Below are 19166 nucleotides of genomic sequence, written 5' to 3' on the forward strand. Positions count from 1 at the left end.
TCCATTCGTTCTGTCTGTGGCTTAGCTTTGATCGCCACGCCACATACCCGGCAAATCGGTAGGCGGGGCGAATTGTGTTGGCGCTTTGATTTGACTCATCAACCAGTTCGGTCCCGCCATAAGCTTGGACAGAGCAGGGTTTGAGTTCACCTGCGCTTTGACTTTTTCGAACTGCATCACGTTTTCAATGCGACGATCGATGAAATCCCACGTGGCCTGCGTGTCGGTGCTGTCATCACCCAGCCAATACAAAACCGTCGAGGCATAAACACCGGACAAGGTCGCCCGCTTTGTATACCAATTTACGTCCTCAGAGGTATCACCCAACACAGTCCAAATCGCATCTGCAGTACCCCAAATCAACTTGGCACCATCAGCGGCCAGATGTGGCAATGCAAAAAGGGTCGTGCCCCGCTGTACCGCCTCTTTATCCATAATCAATTCAAAGCGGGTGCGCAGCGCAAACGCGACTTTCTGGCGGAACTTCATCTCAGTCAGATCTGCTGCTTTGACGGCTGCGATCATCGCCTCGTCACCGCGTTTGTGAAACGCAATCGCCAGATCAATCGCACCGCGTGGACACACAGATTTGGCCAAACCAATGTCCATGCCCGAATCGCGCACAGCCGCTTTGAAAGTGGCATCGGACCACCCATCAAAAGCAACATGCATCAATGCAGCTTCAAGAAGTTCTTGCTTTGCAATGTCATAAGGGGCGGCAGGCATCAGGCTTCTCCTTCTCAATAGGGGTATACTAGACACATAGGGCGCCGGTTGCTATACGGCCACTTCCTGCAATTCCATGCAACTTCAAACTAGAAAGGTGGTGAAAACCACATGCAGGTTAGTGTTCGCGACAACAATGTTGAACAAGCCCTCCGAGCTTTGAAAAAGAAGCTCCAGCGTGAAGGTGTTTTTCGTGAAATGAAGCTAAAGCAACATTTCGAAAAACCTTCCGTGAAAAAAGCGCGCGAGAATGATGAAGCTATCCGTCGTGCCCGTAAATTGGCGCGTAAGAAAGCACAGCGCGAAGGTATGCTCTAAGAGCTGCTCAACACGCAACGCAAAAGAATTAAGCCCTCGCAAAGCAGTTTGCGGGGGTTTTATTTTAGGTGATTTCCATAGCGTGCGTGCGATGACACAGCCCAAAAGGACCACGGCCCTCATTCCGCAAACAAATTAAACGGGAAGCGCAGTTGTTTTGAAGACTGTGCGTAGCGCAAAACTTGATTGCATGGTTTGCACACCCGGCAAACGCGCAAGGTAGCGACGGTGAATGGCTGCAAAATCATCCGTATCAGACGCCACGACCTTAAGCAGGTAATCCGCACTACCGGCCATCAAATGACACTCAAGAACATTGGGAATACGCGCCACAGCCTTTTCGAAGGCGTCAAGCACCTCATCTGCTTGGGTCGACAGAGTAATCTCGACGAAAACAGTCGTCGGCAAACCGATTTTTCGGGGATCAACCATCGCTACATAATTGCGAATAAAGCCGTCATTCTCTAAGCGTTGCACACGCCTATGGCACGCAGATGCTGACAGGTTCACCGCATCAGACAATTCAGCATTGGACATGCGCCCAGACTTCTGTAGCACCTTAAGAATACGGCAATCGGTGTCATCAAGTGGCGTCAATTCGAATATCCTCCGCAGTAATTTGAGATAAGTAGAATATTCTTGCTTTAAGCGCTATATAAACCAGTCAATTAAGTGAGAAAATGCGCGTATTCTAGGCGAACGTCCCTTCAGATCGTTAACAGGAGGGAACATCATGAAACTAGGGTGTCCAAAAGAAATTAAGCCACAAGAGTTCCGCGTTGGGATGACCCCCAATGCCGCCGCCGAAGCGGTCTTGCGCGGTCATAGCGTTGTCATCGAAAAAGGCGCAGGCCTTGGCGCTGGCTTTGCCGACAGCGATTACGAAACAGCGGGTGCTACCATGCTGGACACCGCCGCAGAGGTTTTTGCCACTGCCGACATGATCGTCAAAGTGAAAGAGCCCCAAGCCGCAGAGCGCAAAATGCTGCGTGAAGGACAGTTGCTGTTCACCTACTTGCACCTTGCGCCCGACCCCGAGCAGACCAAAGATTTGCTGGCGTCCGGCGCGACCTGCATCGCGTACGAAACGGTAACAGATGACCGTGGCGGCCTCCCTTTGCTGGCCCCAATGTCCGAAGTCGCAGGCCGCTTGGCCCCGCAAGTAGGTGCATGGACACTGCAAAAAGCAAACGGCGGGCGCGGTGTGCTTATGGGCGGCGTACCTGGCGTTGGCCCTGCAAAAGTAGTTGTCATTGGCGGCGGTGTCGTTGGCACACATGCGGCAAAAATTGCCGCTGGAATGGGCGCAGATGTGACCGTTCTGGACCGTTCTCTACCTCGTTTGCGTTATTTGGATGACGTCTTTGGCGGCAGCTTCAAAAACGGCTATGCCAGTGCGGGCAACACGGCAGAATTAGTACAACAAGCGGACATGGTCATTGGTGCAGTCCTAATTCCCGGTGCGGCTGCTCCCAAACTGGTCAGCCGTGCGCAGCTTTCTGAGATGAAGCCAGGGGCGGCCCTTGTGGATGTGGCCATTGACCAAGGTGGATGTTTTGAAACGTCCAAAGCCACCACACACCAAGACCCGATCTATGATGTGGATGGGATCATGCACTATTGCGTTGCGAACATGCCGGGCGCTGTTGCGCGCACGTCGACCATTGCCCTTGGTAACGCGACAATGCCCTTCATGTTGGCCCTTGCGGACAAGGGGTGGAAGCAGGCCTGCATTGATGATCCGCACCTTGCAAACGGGCTAAATGTACATGACGGCAAGCTAACCTATTTTGCTGTGGGCAAGGCCCTTGGCATTGATGTCACGTCAACATCTGTCATCCTGAAGTAAGCGAAAGGCCCGCCAATAAGCCGGCGGGCCCTCCCCACGCTACATGATAGCGCGTAATCAACTCACTTTTTCAACGCGTCACGAATTTCCATCAGCAGCTCTTCTTGGGTCGGCCCTTTGGGCGCAGGAGGAGCTGCTGGTGCTTCTTTCTTTTTCATCGAGTTTACAGATTTAACCAGCATGAACACGACAAAAGCGATGATTAGAAAATTGATGATCGCCATGATGAAACGACCATAAGCGAAGACCGCCGCACCTGCCTCTTCCGCCTCAGCCATGGACGCGTACTCGCCTTCACCGAGCAACGCGTACATGCCGCTGAAATCAACGCCGCCCATAAACAAGCTGATAATTGGATTGATCAAATCTGACACAAGACTGCCAACAATGGCCGTAAAGGCCGCACCAATGATGATGCCAACAGCCATATCCATGACGTTGCCCTTGGCGATGAAGTCTTTGAATTCTTTTAACATATTTTGGTTCCCTCGTTACTTATACACACGCCGCAATCACTACTTGGCGCGCCTACGCACAGTGTTAACGCGTGATGAACACAATACTATTCCTTTTTTCCGCAGAGTTAGCGCCTATGTTCAAAATAGGTTAATGCGATGAAAGGATCACGCCATGACGTTTCCAGATGATTTCAAGATTAATGAGAAATGGCCCGCCAAAGACCCAAGTGTGTTGCAGCTTTATTCGTTTCCAACACCAAACGGCGTTAAAGTGTCGATCGCGCTGGAAGAAATGGGCATCCCATACGAGGCGCACACAGTGACTTTGGCCGATGCAGATGTGCGCAGTCCCGAGTTTTTGTCTTTAAATCCTAACAACAAAATTCCAGCCATTATCGACCCAACCGCCCCTGATGGCCCGATTGGAATGTTCGAAAGCGGCGCAATCTTAGTGTATCTTGCGGATAAGACGGGACAGTTTATCGGAACGAACGCCGCTGAGCGCGCAGAAGTGATGACGTGGCTTATGTGGCAAATGGGTGGCCTTGGCCCGATGTTTGGGCAGATGGGTTTTTTCCACAAATTCGCGGGCTCTGAGATTGAAGACCCACGCCCCAAGCAACGCTATCTAGATGAAAGTAAGCGTTTGTTAACTGTCTTGGACGGGCACCTTGAGGGACGCGATTGGGTAGCTGGTGATTACTCAATTGCCGATATGGCGATTGCGCCTTGGCTTCGGGCACTTGATTTTTACGGCACCAAAGAACTGCTAGGTTTTGATGGCTTCAAGAATGTTTCAGCATATCTAGATCGGTTTCTAGCCCGTGACTCGGTTCAGCGCGGCCTTATCGTTCCGCCACGCGAACCTGCGTAAACGCGAGCTCTTACAAACAAAAAAGGCCGCTCTGAAATCATTCAGGGCGGCCTTTCAATGTCTTGGGAAAGCAGTTTTAACCGCGCAGCTCACCACCTGTTGCTTTGTTAACTTTTTCGATAATCTTGGCGCCCACGGCTTCAATATCTTTTTCAGTTAACGTGGCATCGCTCGGCTGTAAGCGGACAGTGATCGCAAGGCTTTTGCGCCCATCACCAAGGCTGCCGCCGATAAACTCGTCAAAGACGCGCACATCGGAAATCAGTGCTTTGTCAGCACCCGCTGCCGCGTTTACCAAGGTCAACGCCTCAACATCCGCATCCACGACAAACGCGAAATCGCGTTCAACAGCCTGCAAATCTGTCGCCTTCAAAGCAGGACGCGTGGCAGATGATTTACGCGGAAGCGGGATTTCAGCGGGGAAAATCGTGAAGGCCATCGCCGGACCCTTAATGCCCATCGCCGCTAGAATTTTGGGGTGTAGCTCACCAAAAACGCCAAGCACTTTCTTTGGACCAAGACAGATTTGGCCATGCCGCCCAGGGTGCCACCAATCAGAGCCACCGCGCATGATTTGCACTTTGGCCGGAGCCCCCATAGAGGCCAGAACCGCCTCAATATCCGCTTTTACGTCATAAACATCGACAGGGCGCATTTCACCGTGGACATCCTTTGGACCTGTTCGCCCAATAAGAATACCGGCCACCTGATCGTGCTGCTCGCCCGGCTCACCGCCATGCCACGCAGGTCCCGCCTCAAAAAGGCTTACGTCCATAAACCCACGTGCTTGGTTGCGCGCTGCAGCCTGCAGAAGACCAGGTAGCAAGTTAGGACGCATGTGGCTCATTTCAGAACTGATCGGGTTAGCAAGCATTGTCGCATCCGTACCACCACCAAAAAGCTCAGCCGCCTTTTGGTCGATGAAGCTATAGGTAACGGCCTCGTTGTACCCCAAAGCGGCGGTCGTGCGGCGCGCTGTAGTCAGACGCTTTTGCATAGGTGTCAGTACAGGCTTTGCAATGCCAGCCATACGCGGAAGTGGCTTGCCGACAAGCTTTGTCAGCGACGCAATCCGCGCAACTTCCTCAACCAGATCCGCCTCACCCTGAACGTCAGGACGCCATGACGGCACATTGGCTTGATCGCCGTCCAACACAAATCCCAGATCAGTTAGGGTTTGACGCTGTGTCTGCGCTGGAATTTCCATCCCAACAAGAGACACCACACGATCAGTGTCCAGCTTATAGGCACGCGCCGTGTCAGGCACAGCACCCGCGGTTACAACTTCGCTCGCCTCACCGCCTGCATGATCAACGATCATGCGTACAGCGTGCTCAAGACCTTCGGGGGTAAAGGCAGGATCAATGCCGCGCTCGAACCGGTAGCGCGCATCAGAATTGATTTTAAGCGCACGGCCCGCGTAGGCGATTTGTACGGGGTTCCAGTAAGCGCTTTCGACAAAGACGTTAACGGTTTCATCCGTACAGCCTGTCTCAAGCCCGCCCATGATACCGGCGATGCTTTGCACACCGTTGTCATCGGAAATTGCCATTTGACCAGCAGAAAGCGTGTAGCTCTTATCATCAAGGGCAACGATTTCTTCACCGCCTATAGCGCGGTGAACCCGCAAATTTCCCGCGACTTTATCAGCATCAAAAACGTGCAGCGGGCGGTTCAGATCGTACGTAAACCAGTTTGTCACATCGACCAAGAAACTGATCGGGCGCAGGCCAATCGCACGCAGCTGATCTTGTAGCCATTGCGGGGAAGGACCGTTTTTGACGCCTTTAATCAAGCGACCACAAAACACGGGGCACCCATCTAGCGTATCATCATCGATACTCACACCAATCGCGCTTGCACCATTTTCTGGAACGGCAGTGACATCGCGGGCCTTCAACGTGCCAAGACCGCGCGCCGCCAAATCACGCGCAATACCGCGTACGCCCAATGCGTCCGGACGGTTTGGTGTGATCGCAATTTCGATGACCGGATCCACTTTGGCTGGATCATGCTCAGCAAGATAATCCGCAAAACTCTGGCCAATTTCACCGGATGGCAATTCAATGATACCATCGTGCTCGTCTGACAGTTCCATCTCACGCTCGGACGCCATCATACCGAAGCTTTCGATGCCACGGATTTTGCCAACGCCGATAGTGGTATCAATGCCAGGCACGTAGACGCCGGGTTTAGCCACGACTACGGTAATGCCTTCGCGCGCATTTGGCGCACCACAAATGATCTGCTTTTCACCCTCATCGGTTTGCACCTGACACACACGCAGTTTGTCTGCATCCGGGTGCTTCACCGCAGAGTTAACGTAGCCAATGGTAAAGGGGCGTAGCTTTTCGATCGGGTTCTCAATACCCTCAACCTCAAGACCAAGATCGGTCAGCGCATCTGCAATCTCATCAACAGACGCGTCAGTTTGAAGGTGCGATTTCAGCCATGACAGAGTGAACTTCATCGTGTCAGCCCTCCTGCAAGATTTGGTTGATCGAGCGATGCAAATCCGTAGTGACGCAACCAGCGCAGATCACTGTCAAAGAACGCACGCAGATCTGGAATGCCGTATTTCAGCATCGCGATGCGGTCGATACCAACACCAAACGCAAAGCCTTGGTACACATCCGGATCGATGCCGCCCGCAGCGATTACCTTGGGGTGCACCATGCCTGAACCAAGGATTTCGAGCCAATCATCACCCTCACCCACTTTAAGCGTGCCACCCTCCCATGAGCAGCGAATGTCCACTTCTGCGGATGGCTCTGTGAACGGGAAGTGGGACGCGCGGAACCGAAGCTCAACGTCGTCGACCTCAAAGAATGCCTTCACGAACTCTTCAAGCACCCACTTTAGGTTGGCCATTGAGATGTTCTTATCAAGCGCCAAACCTTCGACTTGGTGGAACATGGGCGTATGGGTTTGGTCATAATCAGCGCGGTAAACACGACCCGGGCAAATTACGCGGATCGGCGCGCCATTGGCCTCCATGCTACGAATTTGCACAGGGCTGGTATGAGTACGCAACACATGCGGCAGGCGATCATCGCCCTCGGCACGGTGGGTATAAAAAGTGTCCATCTCGGCGCGCGCAGGGTGGTGGCCCGGGATATTGAGCGCATCAAAGTTGTACCAATCGCTCTCGATCTGGGGGCCTTCTGCAACGGAAAAGCCCATGTCGGCAAAGATGGCTGTGACTTCTTCCCAGACCTGACTGATCGGGTGCAACGTACCCGCAGGACGTCCACGCGACGGCAATGTCACGTCCAGCCACTCGGTACGCAAACGTTCATTCAGAACCGCGTCTTCAAGTGCTTCTTTTTTGGCAGCCAGCGCAGAATTGATTTCGTTTTTCAGTGCGTTCAGCATCGGACCAGCTTCTTGCCGCTGCTCCGGTGTCATTTTACCCAATTCACGCATCTGAAGGCTGATTTCGCCTTTTTTGCCAACGGCTTGCACACGCAGATCTTCGAGAACCGCAGCATCCTGCGCCTCCGCGATCAGGCTAAGGTATTTGGTACGTAGATCGGTCAAGAGATACTCCGTTTGCAATGCGTTGCGTCGTTTTCAATTCGTTAGCGGCGTAAGAGTTTCGTTTCAACCGCGTAGAGCAGATTAAGCCACCATGTCGCTTTTGCGCCTGTGAAGATAAAGGGGCGCAATCACGTCAGCCGTCCGCTTTAGAATGAGAAAAGCCGCACGCCCAAAAGGCGCACGGCTTTAAAATGCTCAATCCCAAAGGGAGTGATTTATGCGAGCGCCGCCTTCGCTTTTTCAACGATGGCTGTAAACGCTTGTGGTTCATTCACGGCCAGATCGGCCAGAACTTTACGATCCACTTCGATACCCGCAAGGGACAGACCGTTGATGAACTTGCTGTATGTCAGCGCTTCATCGTTCAAACGAACTGCAGCGTTAATCCGTTGGATCCAAAGCGCGCGGAATTGGCGCTTACGGTTCTTACGGTCGCGTGTTGCATATTGGTTAGCTTTGTCGACTGCTTGACGCGCTACCTTGAAGGTATTCTTGCGACGGCCATAGTAGCCTTTCGCTGCATCAGTGACTTTTTTGTGACGGGCGTGGGTTGTGGTCCCACCTTTAACGCGTGCCATTGATCAGGACCTCCTTAGCGCGAATAGGGCATCATCGACTTGATGATTTTCTCATCAGGTGCCGAGAGCGTTGTGGTCCCGCGAGCATCGCGGAGGAATTTGTTTGTACGTTTGATCATACCGTGGCGTTTGCCGGCCTGACCTGCTTTGACACGGCCTTTAGCCGTGACCTTGAACCGCTTTTTGCAGCTCGACTTGGTCTTCATCTTAGGCATTTTCATCTCCTAATCGTAGAGTTTTCAAAACGACTCAGGCATGCCAATGAGCCCGCTGTCGTCGGTGGAACCGCTGCATTAGGCTGCGGCGGCAAAAAGTGCAAGACAAAAGTCCTGCAAACTAGGGAAGAAGCTGACCAATCACCGCGATCACCACAGACGGAATTTCCGCCACTTCGTAGCCACCTGGCTTTGTGGTAACTGCATAGGCCAACAGACCGCCCGAAATCAGAACAAGAAGAGCAGAAAGGCGCGGGCTGCGCCCTTCTGCATAAGCGGAAAATATCGACGGAACTGCCAGAACCGCAAACACCAGTCCCAGCACAAAATAAAAGTCGGCTTGCACACCCTACCCCTTAAATAAATACACTTGGTATCATTCAGGGTCAGTGCGGAAAATCAACCTTTCTTCACATGGGGCGACGCGCAGGATGTTGGTTGTACCTGCTTGGTTGAAAGGCACGCCTGCGGTGACAACGATCTGGTCCGTTTCAGTTGCCATACCCAGTTTGCGCGCCGCGCGCGCAGCAGCAACCACCGCCATTTTGAAACGCTCAACATCCGGCGTCATTGTGCAGTTCGTCCCCCATGAAAGCGACAAACGCCGCGCTGTTTCACGCTGCGATGTCAATGCGATGATCGGCACGCGCGGGCGTTCACGGGCGGTCAAAAGCGCTGTGGTGCCGGATTGCGTAAAACAACAGATCGCCTTCACATCGGTCGTCTCTGCAATTTCACGGGCCGCCGCAACAATACCATCAGCCACAGTAGTGCGTTTAGCAGAGCGTGTGTTCTCAATAATGTCTGTGTAAGTCGGATCATTTTCGACCTCGACGGCCACGTTATTCATGGTGGTCACCGCTTCGATCGGGAAGTTACCCGCCGCAGATTCCGCTGACAGCATGATCGCATCAGTACCTTCATAAATTGCCGTTGCGACATCACTAACCTCGGCGCGCGTGGGCATCGGGCTTTCGATCATCGACTCAAGCATCTGAGTTGCAACAATAACCGGCTTGGCCGCTGCACGACATTTCCGCACCAACTGTTTTTGAATTGGCGGTACGTTTTGGACAGGCAGTTCAACACCCAAATCACCACGGGCCACCATGATGCCGTCACTGACGCGCAGAATTTCATCAAACGCCTGCACTGCCGCAGGTTTTTCAATCTTCGACAACACAGCTGCACGACCGTTGGCCAGCGCGCGCGCCTCGTACACATCCTCGGGGCGCTGAACGAAAGACAGCGCAAGCCAATCCACACCAAGCTGGCAAACAAACTCAAGATCAGCGCGGTCTTTTTCCGACAACGCCTTCAGCGGCAACACCACATCGGGTACGTTCACGCCTTTGCGGTTCGAAATCACGCCGCCCGCAAGCACGGTGCAGTCAGCAAAGTCTTTGCCACACGCATCAACGCGAAGCTTAATTTTACCGTCATTGACCAGCAAATGCGCACCAGCTTGCAGCGCTTCAAAAATCTCTGGGTGCGGCAGGCGGACGCGTTTTGCGTCACCCTCAGCCTCGTCAAGATCAAGACGGAACTGAGCGCCCTCGACAAGGTCTTCGCCTTCTGGATTAGCAAACGTTCCGACACGCAACTTTGGCCCCTGAAGATCAGCCAGAATCGCAATCGGGCTATCGAGGTCTTTTTCAACCTGACGAATGATCTCGTGGCGTGCGCGGATTTCATCATGATCGCCGTGGCTCATGTTCAAGCGGAACACATCTGCGCCCGCCTCGTGCAGCTTGCGGATCATTTCATAGTCATTCGATGCAGGCCCAAGGGTCGCTACAATTTTTACGTTTCGCATACGTCGCATATCGTTATCCTTCGTTCGGCGCGCGGTGGCCGTCTTGACCTGTTACCGCTATCAGTTGAGGTCTATATGACCCAATTCCCAAACTATCACAACTGCCGTATGAGGGTTGCCAAGGAGTTTCACACGCATGTCACAATCAACCCCCTACAGCCCCGTTCATTCCGAAGGTGCAACGCGCCCAGGACGCTGGCTTGTTACCTGCGATCACGCAACCAATCAAATCCCACCGTTCATTGAGGGCGGTACGTTAGGCTTGGCGCCCGCAGATATGGAACGCCACATCGCATATGATATCGGCGCACTTGGGGTCAGCCGCGCACTTGGGGAATATCTTGATAGCCCAGTGATATGGTCCGACTTTTCGCGGCTGGTAATTGATCCAAATCGTGGCGCAGATGATCCAACGTTGGTGATGAAACTTTATGACGGCACATTGATCCCAGCAAACCGCGATGCCAATACAGCCGAGCGGATGGAGCTGTGCTATACCCCCTACCACGCCAAATATGCAGAACTAGCAGCGCGGCGCGAGGATACGGTGATCTGCGCCATTCACAGTTTCACACCGCAACTTAACGGCAGGCCAAAACGCCCGTGGGAGGTTGGTGTACTCTATGCAAGCGACACGCGCCTGTCCGCACCCACGCTCACCCATTTGCGAAACGCTGGCCTGTGTGTTGGCGATAACGAGCCATACGCAGGACATTTACGCGGTGATGCAATTGATACTCATGCACTTCAGCACGGTCGCCCTAACGTGCTGATCGAAATTCGCAATGACTTGATTGAAACCGATGCACAGCAAAAAGAATGGGCGAAACGCTTAGCCCCAATTCTTGAAGCCGCTCTTTCAGATGCCCAAGTCTGAAACAAACCCTAGCTACGAAGCCCCCCTTCCGAAAAGGATCTCAATGATGGACGCACAGACACAAATCGAACTTGAAGCAGCCGCGTTTCGCCGCCTTCAGAAACACCTGATGGAAGATCACAAAGACGTTCAAAACATCGATATGATGAATTTGGCCGGTTTTTGCCGCAACTGCCTGAGCCGCTGGTACCAAGAAGCTGCTGCAGAGAAAGGCATTGAGCTCAGCAAGGACGAGGCGCGTGCAAGCTTCTACGGCATGCCCTTCTCGGAGTGGAAAGAAAAATACCAAACAGACGCTAGCGATGCCGCCAAAGAGGCATTCAAAGACAGCCACGGCTGAGCGCGACAATCAATTTGTAACTAAAAAAAGGCAGGCCACGCTGGGCCTGCCTTTTTCCAATATATTTAGAGGCGCATTAGATTGCGGCTTTGATGCTTTCTTCGAGGTAAATCTCACGAAGGCGCTTGGTCAATGGACCTGGCTGACCCGACCCGATTGGTGTGTCATCAATTTGCACCACGGGCATTACGAAAGTGGTCGCAGACGTAATGAACGCTTCGTCCGCAGCCTTGGCTTCTTCCATCGTAAATGAACGTTCCTCGACGGTGATTTGTGCAACGCGCGCGAACTCAAGCACCGCTTTGCGTGTAATCCCATGAAGAATTTCATTTCCCAAATGACGCGTAATCAGAACGTTGTCTTTGATAATATACGCGTTGTTTGATGTGCCTTCGGTTACGAAACCATCTTGGACCATCCATGCATCATCAGCACCCTGCGCTTTTGCAGCCATTTTACCCATTGAAGGATAAAGAAGCTGAACAGTCTTGATGTCACGACGGCCCCAGCGTTGATCCTCGATTGAGATCACTTTCATGCCTTTGTCAGCAACAGGGCTTTGCGCCAAGCCGGGCTTGTTTTGCGTGAACAAAACAATGGTTGGCTCTGCGTCTTTTGGATAGGCAAAATCGCGATCGGCCGCACCGCGTGTAATCTGAAGGTATACCAGACCATCTGTGATCTCGTTGCGCTCAACCAATTGGCGGTGAATTTCCAGCAGCTCGTCTTTGGTGACCGGATGCGCCATCTCAAGCTCGTTCAGTGACCGCTCAAGACGCACAGCGTGGCCGTCAAAATCAAGCAGCTTGCCGCCAATGACAGAAGTGACCTCATAGACCCCATCAGCAAACAAGAAGCCGCGATCAAAGATCGAAACAGTAGCTTCGTTTTCCGGCAGATATTGGCCGTTCACATATACAGTGCGTGTCATATCAGTCTCTCTCTTTTTCCTTAGCCCCAGAGGGGTGCTGCAGGAGCGTGCACGCCCGCCGCATCGAATAACAATGGTGTATCGCGGTCTTCCGCCAACAAAAGCGGCCCGTCAAGGTCTGTGAACTCTGCACCTTGGGCAACAATTGTCGCAGGAGCCATCGCAAGTGACGATCCAACCATGCAGCCAACCATCACTTGAAAGCCTGCCTCACGCGCTGCGGCGTTCAGGGCTAGCGCCTCGGTTAAACCACCGGTTTTATCCAGCTTGATGTTCACCATATCGTATTTGCCAACCAACTTTGGCAAGCTGGCACGGTCATGGCAGGCCTCATCCGCACACACCGGCAACGGGCGGTCAATCTCGCCCAACATGTCATCGGCACCTGCGGGAAGTGGCTGTTCAACCATCTTTACGCCCAGACGGATCAAATGCGGCGCAAGCTCTGAATACACCTCGGCAGACCAGCCCTCGTTAGCATCAATGATGATCGGCGTATCAGGCGCACCGGCGCGCACCGCTTCAAGACGCGGCATGTCATCAGGTGTCCCAAGTTTGATCTTCAAAAGCGGGCGCGTGGCATTTTTGGCAGCCTGTGCACGCATATTTTCCGGTGTATCAAGCGACAGCGTATAGGCCGTAATCTCGGGCTTAGGCGCGGCGACGCCGATCAAGTCCCAAACCCGCACGCCTTTTGTCTTTGCCTCAAGGTCCCATAACGCACAATCAACCGCGTTCCGCGCAGCACCGGCAGGTAGCGCTGACTGCAGCGCAGCACGGTCAATGTCTGCGGGAAGGCTGTTGATCTGATCAGTCACCGACTGCAGCGTTTCATCATAACGGGCATAGGGCACACATTCGCCCCAACCGGTAACACCATTGCGCGTCACCTTGACCGTAAGCACTTCGGCCGCGGTCCTTGAACCGCGGCTAATGGTAAAGACCTGCGCTAACTTGAACGTATCAGCGTGGACTTCGATCATAGCGCTTCCAGCGCATCGACCAGCTTTTCAGCACCAAAACGGTAAGGATCAGTGGCTGGCAAACCCATGCGGTTTTCAATGTCAGCAAGATAAGCTTTGGCTTCGTCTTCGCCCATGTGCTGGGTGTTCACAGACACGCCGATGACCTGACACGCAGGGTTGGCAACGCGGGCCAGTGGCAACGCCATGTCGCGTAGCTCCTCAAGGGTGGGCTGCTGATACTCGGGCAAGCCGCGCATGTGATCGCGTGTTGGTTCATGGGCCAACACAATCGCATCAGGCTGACCACCGTGGATCAAGGCCATCGTCACGCCAGAATAAGAAACGTGGAACAAGCTGCCCTGCCCTTCAATGTGATCCCAGTGATCTGCATCATTGTCAGGTGTCAGGTACTCAACAGAGCCGGCCATGAAATCAGCAACCACAGCATCAAGCGGCACGCCACCACCTGTAATCAGAATACCCGTCTGACCTGTGGGGCGGAACGTCGACTTCATGCCACGCTTGCGCATTTCCGCATCCATGCACAGACCAGTGTACATCTTGCCCACAGAGCAATCTGTGCCAACAGCCAGACAACGCTTACCTGTGCGCTTTTTGCCATTAGCAATCGGGTAAGCAACAGACGGGATACGTACGTCAAACAACGTGCGGCCATTCACGCGGGCGGCGGCCATCAACTCGTCTTCGTCACGCAGCAAATTATGCAAGCCAGACGCGATATCATAGCCAAGCTGCAGCGCTTTCACGAGGATCTCTTTCCACGCGTCAGAAATCACACCGCCACGGTTGGCCACACCAATCACGAGCGTTTTCGCACCAGCAGCCAAACCTTCTTCAAGTGTCATGTCAGGCAGGCCAACATCCGCACCGCAGCCTTCCATACGGAACTGACCAACCGAGTTTTCAGGGCGCCAATCAGCAATGCCGCGCGCCACTTTTGCTGCAAGTTGATCAGGGGCATCGCCGAGGAACAGAAGGTAAGGTGTCTGAATCATTTTAGAATCTCCATTTTCTTCACATATCCACGGTTTGGCGCAATATATTCTCCCTAAATCGACGAATTTCCGCATTAATGCGCAAGAATATTCGAAGAATTCCCAAAAATGTGAAAATGCTGCACATGCAAAACAGTCCTTGCGGGCCCGCAGGCAACAATGTATCGAATTGAGATAAGTATACGCAACTTCATTACGCACGAGGCCGACATATGTCTTTCACCCTGCAACCCAGCCCTGCCGCCCGCCCGAACCGCTGCCAATTGTTTGGACCCGGCTCAAACACCAAGCTGTTTGAAAAAATGGCGGCTTCTGCAGCAGACGTGATCAACCTTGATCTTGAGGACTCAGTCGCCCCAACGGACAAAGATGTTGCCCGCAAAAACGTTATCGAAGCGATCAATGACGTGGACTGGAACACAAAGACACTGAGCGTTCGAATTAACTCACTCGATACCCCGTATTGGTACCGCGATGTAGTTGATCTGCTTGAGCAAGCCGGCGACCGCCTTGATCAAATCATGATCCCAAAAGTTGGCTGCGCCGCTGATATCTACGCAGTTGATGCGCTTGTCACAGCAGTGGAGGCCGCTAAAGGCCGCAGTAAGCGGATCGCATTGGAAGTCATCATCGAAAGTGCGGCAGGCATTGCACATGTCGAAGAAATCGCTGCCGCCTCACCCCGTCTCGAAGCGATGAGCCTTGGCGCGGCTGATTTTGCGGCAAGCATGGGCATGCAAACAACTGGCATCGGCGGCACCCAAGAAAACTATTACATGTTGCGCGGCGAAACACAGCATTGGTCAGACCCTTGGCACTGGGCGCAGGCAGCAATTGTTGCGGCATGCCGCACGCACGGCGTTCTGCCCGTGGACGGCCCCTTTGGCGATTTCAGCGATGACGCGGGCTATGTTGCACAGGCCAAACGCAGCGCAACTTTGGGTATGGTTGGCAAATGGGCCATCCACCCCAAGCAAATCGCATTGGCCAATCAAGTATTCACCCCCTCAGACGAGGCAGTCGCAGAAGCACGCGAAATTCTGGCAGCGATGGAACAAGCCAAAGCCAACGGTGAAGGTGCCACAGTCTATAAAGGTCGGCTGGTCGATATCGCCTCGATCAAACAGGCCGAAGTCATCGTAAAGCAATCCGAAATGATCAGCGGCGCTTAAGCGCGCCTACGACATTGAGAAAACCTAAACGGCGGGCCGCGATGGCCCCCGTTTCTATTGTGCTGTTTTCTGATCCGCAGTTGCATCATGCGCGCCTTGACGCCATATAACCAAGCAATAGGCAGATAAAGCGGTAGACCATGACACATTACCTCGATTTTGAAAAACCCCTCGCCGAGATTGAGGGAAAAGCTGAAGAGCTTCGCGCGATGGCACGCGGCAATGAGGAAATGGATATCTCTAAAGAGGCCGCTGCGCTGGATAAAAAAGCAGCAGATATGCTGGTCGATCTTTACAAAAACAACCTGACGCCGTGGCGCAAATGCCAGATCGCGCGTCACCCAGAGCGGCCCCATTGCAAAGATTACATTGAGGCGCTGTTTACAGAATATACTCCGCTTGCTGGTGACCGTGCGTTTGGCGAAGACGATGCAGTTATGGGCGGCCTTGCACGTTTCAACGACGAGCCAGTTGTCGTGATCGGCCACGAAAAGGGCTATGATACCAAAACGCGGCTCGAGCGTAATTTCGGCATGGCGCGCCCTGAAGGCTACCGCAAAGCGGTTCGGTTGATGGATATGGCGGATCGATTTGGCCTGCCTGTTATCACGCTTGTGGACACCCCCGGCGCCTACCCTGGCAAAGGCGCTGAAGAACGCGGGCAAAGCGAGGCAATCGCGCGTTCAACTCAAAAATGCCTTCAGCTACGCGTGCCGCTGGTATCAGTTGTCATCGGTGAGGGTGGCTCGGGCGGAGCGGTTGCATTTGCCACGGCCAACCGCCTGATCATGCTGGAGCACTCCGTTTATTCGGTCATTTCACCCGAGGGCTGCGCATCGATCCTTTGGAAAGACGCGGAAAAAATGCGCGAAGCGGCAGAAGCACTGCGTTTGACCGCGCAAGATCTGACAAAGCTCGGAATTTGCGACAGCATCATCAAAGAAGCACTTGGCGGCGCCCACCGCAATATTGATGATACGATCGCCGATGTTGGCAAAGGCATCAGCGAGATGCTGGCAACACTTGGCAAGATGAGCCCTGATGAGCTGCTCAAAGAGCGCCGTCAAAAGTTCTTGGACTTGGGCAGCAAGGGCCTTGCGGCTTAACTGAGCAACCTATCATAGGCCGCATCTAGCGCCGCGCGGCTTTTACCGTGGAACGTGATTTAAATTACTGAGGCCGCTTGAAGCCGGCCTCATCCAAAAGCGCGTCTGATGCGCCTTCAATGTCTGACTGCAAACGCTTGCGGAAATCATCAAGCGTCAGGCCTGCAGGTATGACAGGCAAAAACTCAACAACCGCCGTACCTGGTTTGCGCATAATGCCCGTGCGCGGCCAGAACACACCAACATTGGTCGCTACAGGAACACAAGGCTGTTGCAATTGGTCATAGATCACGGCCGTGCCCACTTTATAGGGCTTCTCAACACCCGGTGCGACGCGCGTTCCTTGGGGGTAAATAATCAGCTGACCGGGGTGCTTCACACCTGCCTGTACGTCGGTCTTCATCTTCTCAATTGCTTGCATTTTCTTGCCACGATCAACAGCAATGCAATCCAGCCGCCACGCATAAAGCCCGATAACCGGCGTATAAAGAATTTCCTTTTTCATGATGAAACGCGCAGACGGACAAGCTGTAAAGATCATCATAATGTCGAGAAATGACTGGTGCTTGGCGGCGACAATCACCTCGCCAGAAGGGGGTGTGCCGCGCACTTCGACTTTCAGGCCCACCATCGGACGGGCAAGAAAGAACACGATCCGTGAGAAAGACTTGCACGCAGATAGCGCACCACGTCGATCAAAAATCGCCCACGGCATCCAAAGCAAACCAACGATCGGCATGAGAAAATAAATAAGGCCAACAAAAACAAGCGAGCGCAAATACTGCATTTAGCGAAGTCCTGACAAAGTACGAAGAGCCGCCGCGCGTGTTGCAGCAAATGCCACAATAGCCCCAAGCGGCGGAATAAGAACGGGCGACAGCCAACCAAAACCTTCAAAACCGAGACCGGTCAAAAAGCCGCCTTCGGCCCCGTTCGGAAGCAAGATAATCGCCACGATACCAGCGGCTGTGCCTGCCGCAGCGCCGATCAAACCGCGCAGCGTAAAGCGACGCACAAACGCCCCGGCAATGAATGTATCGCGGGCACCGACAAGCCGCAGCACACGAATTACCTGAGCGTTTGCGGCCAAAGCCGCATTAGCTGCCAGCGTAATCATCGCAGCAGTCGTGATCCCAATAAGCCCAAGCGCAATCCACCCCAGCATCCGCAAAGCCCGTGCAGCATCAACTAACGGCGCACGCCAACGGCTATGATCATCAAGCACGGCCCCAGGTGCATCGGCCGCTAAACGCAAGCGCAGACCCGCGGCATCAAGACCTTGTGGACCCTGAACAACATCAACCAAACGGGGCAGTGGTAACTCTTCAAGAGGCACATCAGGCCCAAACCACGGCGCGAGAAGTGCGCGCTGCTCATCAGGCTCAAGTGCGCGCGCCGAGGCCACACCTGCGGTTTGGTCCAGCACTTTCAATACGGCCAACGTTTGCGCCTCAACCTGATCGGCGGGCGCGGATATCCGGATGGTAACGCTGCTGTTCAGCTCAGCTTCCCAACGGTCCGCCAAGCGCCCTGTTGAAACAGATAAAACCAAAGCAAACACAGCCAAAAACGCCATTGCACCCGCGGCAAAAACCGTAAGACGTGCCGTAAACCCAGTGGGCGGCACAACCGTGTCCGAGGCTTTGTTGGGCGCAATAATAAGGCGCAATGTATCGGCTATCATAGCTCAGCCCCCGCAGATTGAAGGCGTTTGTTAGATATCCGCAAAATGCGCGTTGAGACTTGCGGTTTCGCGGCACGGATAAGCGCAATATCGTGGGTCGCCACCATGACCGTTTTGCCCATTTTGTTTAGCTCAACCAACAACTGCAAAACCCGTTGGGACATATCCCAATCAATATTGCCCGTAGGCTCATCAGCCAAAATCACGTCAGGTGACAAAAGAACTGCCCGCGCGAGTGCTGCGCGTTGTCTCTCCCCGCCTGATAGTTCGGGTGGAAACGCGTGCATCCGATCACTCAGGCCAACCCATGCAAGTAGATCATGCAGGTCAGAGCCTACAGGTTTCCCCTGCACCATCAACGGAAGGGCCACATTATCTGCGATGCTCAGATGATCCAAAAATTGACAGTCTTGATGGACCACACCTATGCGCGTGCGCACATCTGCAACCGCATTGCGGTCCATGACCCGTGGGTCTTGACCAAAAAGTGTTACTGCGCCACCCGTTGCTTGCAACTCCGCGTACATCAGCTTTAGCAACGTTGACTTACCAGCACCTGAAGGCCCCGTCAGAAAGTGAAAAGAGCCGGGCGCAACCTGCAAAGTCATGCCCTGCAACAACGGCTCACCACCGCGGTAGGAGTAGCTTGTATCGCGTAATTCAATCACTGCCTGTTCATCCTTCACGCGTATCCGTCGCAT

General features: G+C 53.6%; 22 protein-coding genes. 7 read left to right on the forward strand and 15 right to left on the reverse strand.

Annotated features, from left to right (window positions below):
- Nucleotides 1–21 precede the first annotated feature (21 nt).
- The gene (locus tag OLX08_RS06140; RefSeq protein ID WP_341246064.1) at nucleotides 22–726 is read right to left on the reverse strand and encodes a COQ9 family protein; all 705 of its coding nucleotides are present in this window, start codon (nucleotides 724–726) and stop codon (nucleotides 22–24) included.
- A gap of 111 nt (nucleotides 727–837) precedes the next feature.
- Here OLX08_RS06140 and rpsU point away from each other — a divergent pair, with 111 nt between their 5' ends.
- On the forward strand, nucleotides 838–1044 hold the full coding sequence (rpsU, locus tag OLX08_RS06145; RefSeq protein WP_048598879.1) for a 30S ribosomal protein S21: 207 nt from the start codon (nucleotides 838–840) through the stop codon (nucleotides 1042–1044).
- A gap of 135 nt (nucleotides 1045–1179) precedes the next feature.
- On the opposite strand, the gene OLX08_RS06150 is transcribed toward rpsU, so the two are convergent.
- Nucleotides 1180–1641: an Lrp/AsnC family transcriptional regulator gene (locus tag OLX08_RS06150; protein WP_334067322.1), complete on the reverse strand. Its 462-nt coding sequence runs from the start codon at nucleotides 1639–1641 to the stop codon at nucleotides 1180–1182.
- A 136-nt stretch (nucleotides 1642–1777) separates the two neighbouring features.
- On the opposite strand from OLX08_RS06150, the gene ald reads away from it, so the two are divergent.
- The gene (ald, locus tag OLX08_RS06155; protein ID WP_391480397.1) at nucleotides 1778–2893 is read left to right on the forward strand and encodes an alanine dehydrogenase; all 1116 of its coding nucleotides are present in this window, start codon (nucleotides 1778–1780) and stop codon (nucleotides 2891–2893) included.
- Between the two features lie 62 nt (nucleotides 2894–2955).
- Here the strand turns inward: ald and mscL are convergent, their stop codons facing one another.
- A complete protein-coding gene (gene mscL / locus OLX08_RS06160; RefSeq protein ID WP_048598877.1) occupies nucleotides 2956–3369 on the reverse strand; it encodes a large conductance mechanosensitive channel protein MscL in 414 nt (137 codons plus the stop codon).
- A 154-nt stretch (nucleotides 3370–3523) separates the two neighbouring features.
- On the opposite strand from mscL, the gene OLX08_RS06165 reads away from it, so the two are divergent.
- Complete coding sequence (locus tag OLX08_RS06165) at nucleotides 3524–4225, forward strand: glutathione S-transferase family protein (RefSeq protein WP_391480399.1); 702 nt, start codon at nucleotides 3524–3526, stop codon at nucleotides 4223–4225.
- Nucleotides 4226–4301: 76 nt separating this feature from the next.
- Here the strand turns inward: OLX08_RS06165 and pheT are convergent, their stop codons facing one another.
- The 6 genes from pheT to pyk all read right to left on the reverse strand — a co-directional run bounded on the left by pheT (nucleotide 4302) and on the right by pyk (nucleotide 10383).
- Entirely contained in the window at nucleotides 4302–6695 is a 2394-nt protein-coding gene (gene pheT / locus OLX08_RS06170; RefSeq protein ID WP_391480401.1) for a phenylalanine--tRNA ligase subunit beta, read from the reverse strand.
- Nucleotides 6692–7765 (reverse strand): phenylalanine--tRNA ligase subunit alpha, encoded by a 1074-nt coding sequence (gene pheS / locus OLX08_RS06175; protein WP_391480403.1) that lies wholly within the window; start codon nucleotides 7763–7765, stop codon nucleotides 6692–6694. The genes pheT and pheS overlap by 4 nt, the downstream gene beginning before the upstream one ends.
- Before the next feature lie 215 nt (nucleotides 7766–7980).
- On the reverse strand, nucleotides 7981–8343 hold the full coding sequence (gene rplT / locus OLX08_RS06180; protein ID WP_048598874.1) for a 50S ribosomal protein L20: 363 nt from the start codon (nucleotides 8341–8343) through the stop codon (nucleotides 7981–7983).
- Between the two features lie 14 nt (nucleotides 8344–8357).
- Nucleotides 8358–8558, reverse strand: a complete 201-nt coding sequence (rpmI, locus tag OLX08_RS06185) for a 50S ribosomal protein L35 (RefSeq protein ID WP_048598873.1) — start codon at nucleotides 8556–8558, stop codon at nucleotides 8358–8360.
- A gap of 121 nt (nucleotides 8559–8679) precedes the next feature.
- Complete coding sequence (locus OLX08_RS06190; protein WP_391480405.1) at nucleotides 8680–8904, reverse strand: hypothetical protein; 225 nt, start codon at nucleotides 8902–8904, stop codon at nucleotides 8680–8682.
- Between the two features lie 30 nt (nucleotides 8905–8934).
- Nucleotides 8935–10383, reverse strand: a complete 1449-nt coding sequence (gene pyk, locus OLX08_RS06195; RefSeq protein WP_048598871.1) for a pyruvate kinase — start codon at nucleotides 10381–10383, stop codon at nucleotides 8935–8937.
- Nucleotides 10384–10510: 127 nt separating this feature from the next.
- On the opposite strand from pyk, the gene OLX08_RS06200 reads away from it, so the two are divergent.
- Nucleotides 10511–11251: an N-formylglutamate amidohydrolase gene (locus OLX08_RS06200; protein WP_391480406.1), complete on the forward strand. Its 741-nt coding sequence runs from the start codon at nucleotides 10511–10513 to the stop codon at nucleotides 11249–11251.
- A 46-nt stretch (nucleotides 11252–11297) separates the two neighbouring features.
- Nucleotides 11298–11591 carry a DUF1244 domain-containing protein gene (locus OLX08_RS06205; RefSeq protein ID WP_391483186.1) on the forward strand — a complete coding sequence of 98 codons (294 nt, stop codon included), beginning with the start codon at nucleotides 11298–11300 and terminating at the stop codon, nucleotides 11589–11591.
- 76 nt (nucleotides 11592–11667) lie between these two features.
- On the opposite strand, the gene OLX08_RS06210 is transcribed toward OLX08_RS06205, so the two are convergent.
- The 3 genes from OLX08_RS06210 to dgcN are packed head-to-tail and all read right to left on the reverse strand — an operon-like array spanning nucleotide 11668 to nucleotide 14503.
- Nucleotides 11668–12522 (reverse strand): D-amino-acid transaminase, encoded by an 855-nt coding sequence (locus OLX08_RS06210; protein WP_391480408.1) that lies wholly within the window; start codon nucleotides 12520–12522, stop codon nucleotides 11668–11670.
- 20 nt (nucleotides 12523–12542) lie between these two features.
- On the reverse strand, nucleotides 12543–13505 hold the full coding sequence (gene dgcA / locus OLX08_RS06215) for an N-acetyl-D-Glu racemase DgcA (protein WP_391480409.1): 963 nt from the start codon (nucleotides 13503–13505) through the stop codon (nucleotides 12543–12545).
- Nucleotides 13502–14503 carry an N-acetyltransferase DgcN gene (gene dgcN / locus OLX08_RS06220; protein WP_391480411.1) on the reverse strand — a complete coding sequence of 334 codons (1002 nt, stop codon included), beginning with the start codon at nucleotides 14501–14503 and terminating at the stop codon, nucleotides 13502–13504. The genes dgcA and dgcN overlap by 4 nt, the downstream gene beginning before the upstream one ends.
- A 212-nt stretch (nucleotides 14504–14715) precedes the next feature.
- Between dgcN and OLX08_RS06225 the strand changes: the two genes are divergently transcribed.
- Entirely contained in the window at nucleotides 14716–15675 is a 960-nt protein-coding gene (locus OLX08_RS06225; RefSeq protein WP_341246073.1) for an L-malyl-CoA/beta-methylmalyl-CoA lyase, read from the forward strand.
- A gap of 140 nt (nucleotides 15676–15815) precedes the next feature.
- On the forward strand, nucleotides 15816–16781 hold the full coding sequence (locus OLX08_RS06230; protein ID WP_391480412.1) for an acetyl-CoA carboxylase carboxyltransferase subunit alpha: 966 nt from the start codon (nucleotides 15816–15818) through the stop codon (nucleotides 16779–16781).
- A 64-nt stretch (nucleotides 16782–16845) separates the two neighbouring features.
- On the opposite strand, the gene OLX08_RS06235 is transcribed toward OLX08_RS06230, so the two are convergent.
- Genes OLX08_RS06235 through OLX08_RS06245 form a run of 3 tightly spaced genes read right to left on the reverse strand, consistent with a single transcriptional unit; the run spans nucleotide 16846 to nucleotide 19133 of the window.
- Nucleotides 16846–17568 carry a lysophospholipid acyltransferase family protein gene (locus OLX08_RS06235; protein ID WP_391480413.1) on the reverse strand — a complete coding sequence of 241 codons (723 nt, stop codon included), beginning with the start codon at nucleotides 17566–17568 and terminating at the stop codon, nucleotides 16846–16848.
- The gene (locus OLX08_RS06240) at nucleotides 17569–18465 is read right to left on the reverse strand and encodes a cell division protein FtsX (protein ID WP_391480415.1); all 897 of its coding nucleotides are present in this window, start codon (nucleotides 18463–18465) and stop codon (nucleotides 17569–17571) included.
- Nucleotides 18462–19133, reverse strand: a complete 672-nt coding sequence (locus OLX08_RS06245) for a cell division ATP-binding protein FtsE (protein WP_391483187.1) — start codon at nucleotides 19131–19133, stop codon at nucleotides 18462–18464. The genes OLX08_RS06240 and OLX08_RS06245 overlap by 4 nt, the downstream gene beginning before the upstream one ends.
- Between the last annotated feature and the right edge of the window lie 33 nt (nucleotides 19134–19166).

The organism is Nereida ignava (assembly GCF_047114695.1).
GTDB lineage: Bacteria > Pseudomonadota > Alphaproteobacteria > Rhodobacterales > Rhodobacteraceae > Nereida > Nereida ignava.

Coding starts and splice junctions, on each gene's coding strand:
- OLX08_RS06140 (WP_341246064.1), bottom strand. CDS start 726: ATGCCTGCCGCCCCTTATGACATTGCAAAGCAAGAACTTCTTGAAGCT.
- rpsU (WP_048598879.1), top strand. CDS start 838: ATGCAGGTTAGTGTTCGCGACAACAATGTTGAACAAGCCCTCCGAGCT.
- ald (WP_391480397.1), top strand. CDS start 1,778: ATGAAACTAGGGTGTCCAAAAGAAATTAAGCCACAAGAGTTCCGCGTT.
- mscL (WP_048598877.1), bottom strand. CDS start 3,369: ATGTTAAAAGAATTCAAAGACTTCATCGCCAAGGGCAACGTCATGGAT.
- OLX08_RS06165 (WP_391480399.1), top strand. CDS start 3,524: ATGACGTTTCCAGATGATTTCAAGATTAATGAGAAATGGCCCGCCAAA.
- pheT (WP_391480401.1), bottom strand. CDS start 6,695: ATGAAGTTCACTCTGTCATGGCTGAAATCGCACCTTCAAACTGACGCG.
- rplT (WP_048598874.1), bottom strand. CDS start 8,343: ATGGCACGCGTTAAAGGTGGGACCACAACCCACGCCCGTCACAAAAAA.
- rpmI (WP_048598873.1), bottom strand. CDS start 8,558: ATGCCTAAGATGAAGACCAAGTCGAGCTGCAAAAAGCGGTTCAAGGTC.
- pyk (WP_048598871.1), bottom strand. CDS start 10,383: ATGCGACGTATGCGAAACGTAAAAATTGTAGCGACCCTTGGGCCTGCA.
- OLX08_RS06200 (WP_391480406.1), top strand. CDS start 10,511: ATGTCACAATCAACCCCCTACAGCCCCGTTCATTCCGAAGGTGCAACG.
- OLX08_RS06205 (WP_391483186.1), top strand. CDS start 11,298: ATGGACGCACAGACACAAATCGAACTTGAAGCAGCCGCGTTTCGCCGC.
- OLX08_RS06210 (WP_391480408.1), bottom strand. CDS start 12,522: ATGACACGCACTGTATATGTGAACGGCCAATATCTGCCGGAAAACGAA.
- dgcA (WP_391480409.1), bottom strand. CDS start 13,505: ATGATCGAAGTCCACGCTGATACGTTCAAGTTAGCGCAGGTCTTTACC.
- dgcN (WP_391480411.1), bottom strand. CDS start 14,503: ATGATTCAGACACCTTACCTTCTGTTCCTCGGCGATGCCCCTGATCAA.
- OLX08_RS06225 (WP_341246073.1), top strand. CDS start 14,716: ATGTCTTTCACCCTGCAACCCAGCCCTGCCGCCCGCCCGAACCGCTGC.
- OLX08_RS06230 (WP_391480412.1), top strand. CDS start 15,816: ATGACACATTACCTCGATTTTGAAAAACCCCTCGCCGAGATTGAGGGA.
- OLX08_RS06235 (WP_391480413.1), bottom strand. CDS start 17,568: ATGCAGTATTTGCGCTCGCTTGTTTTTGTTGGCCTTATTTATTTTCTC.
- OLX08_RS06240 (WP_391480415.1), bottom strand. CDS start 18,465: ATGATAGCCGATACATTGCGCCTTATTATTGCGCCCAACAAAGCCTCG.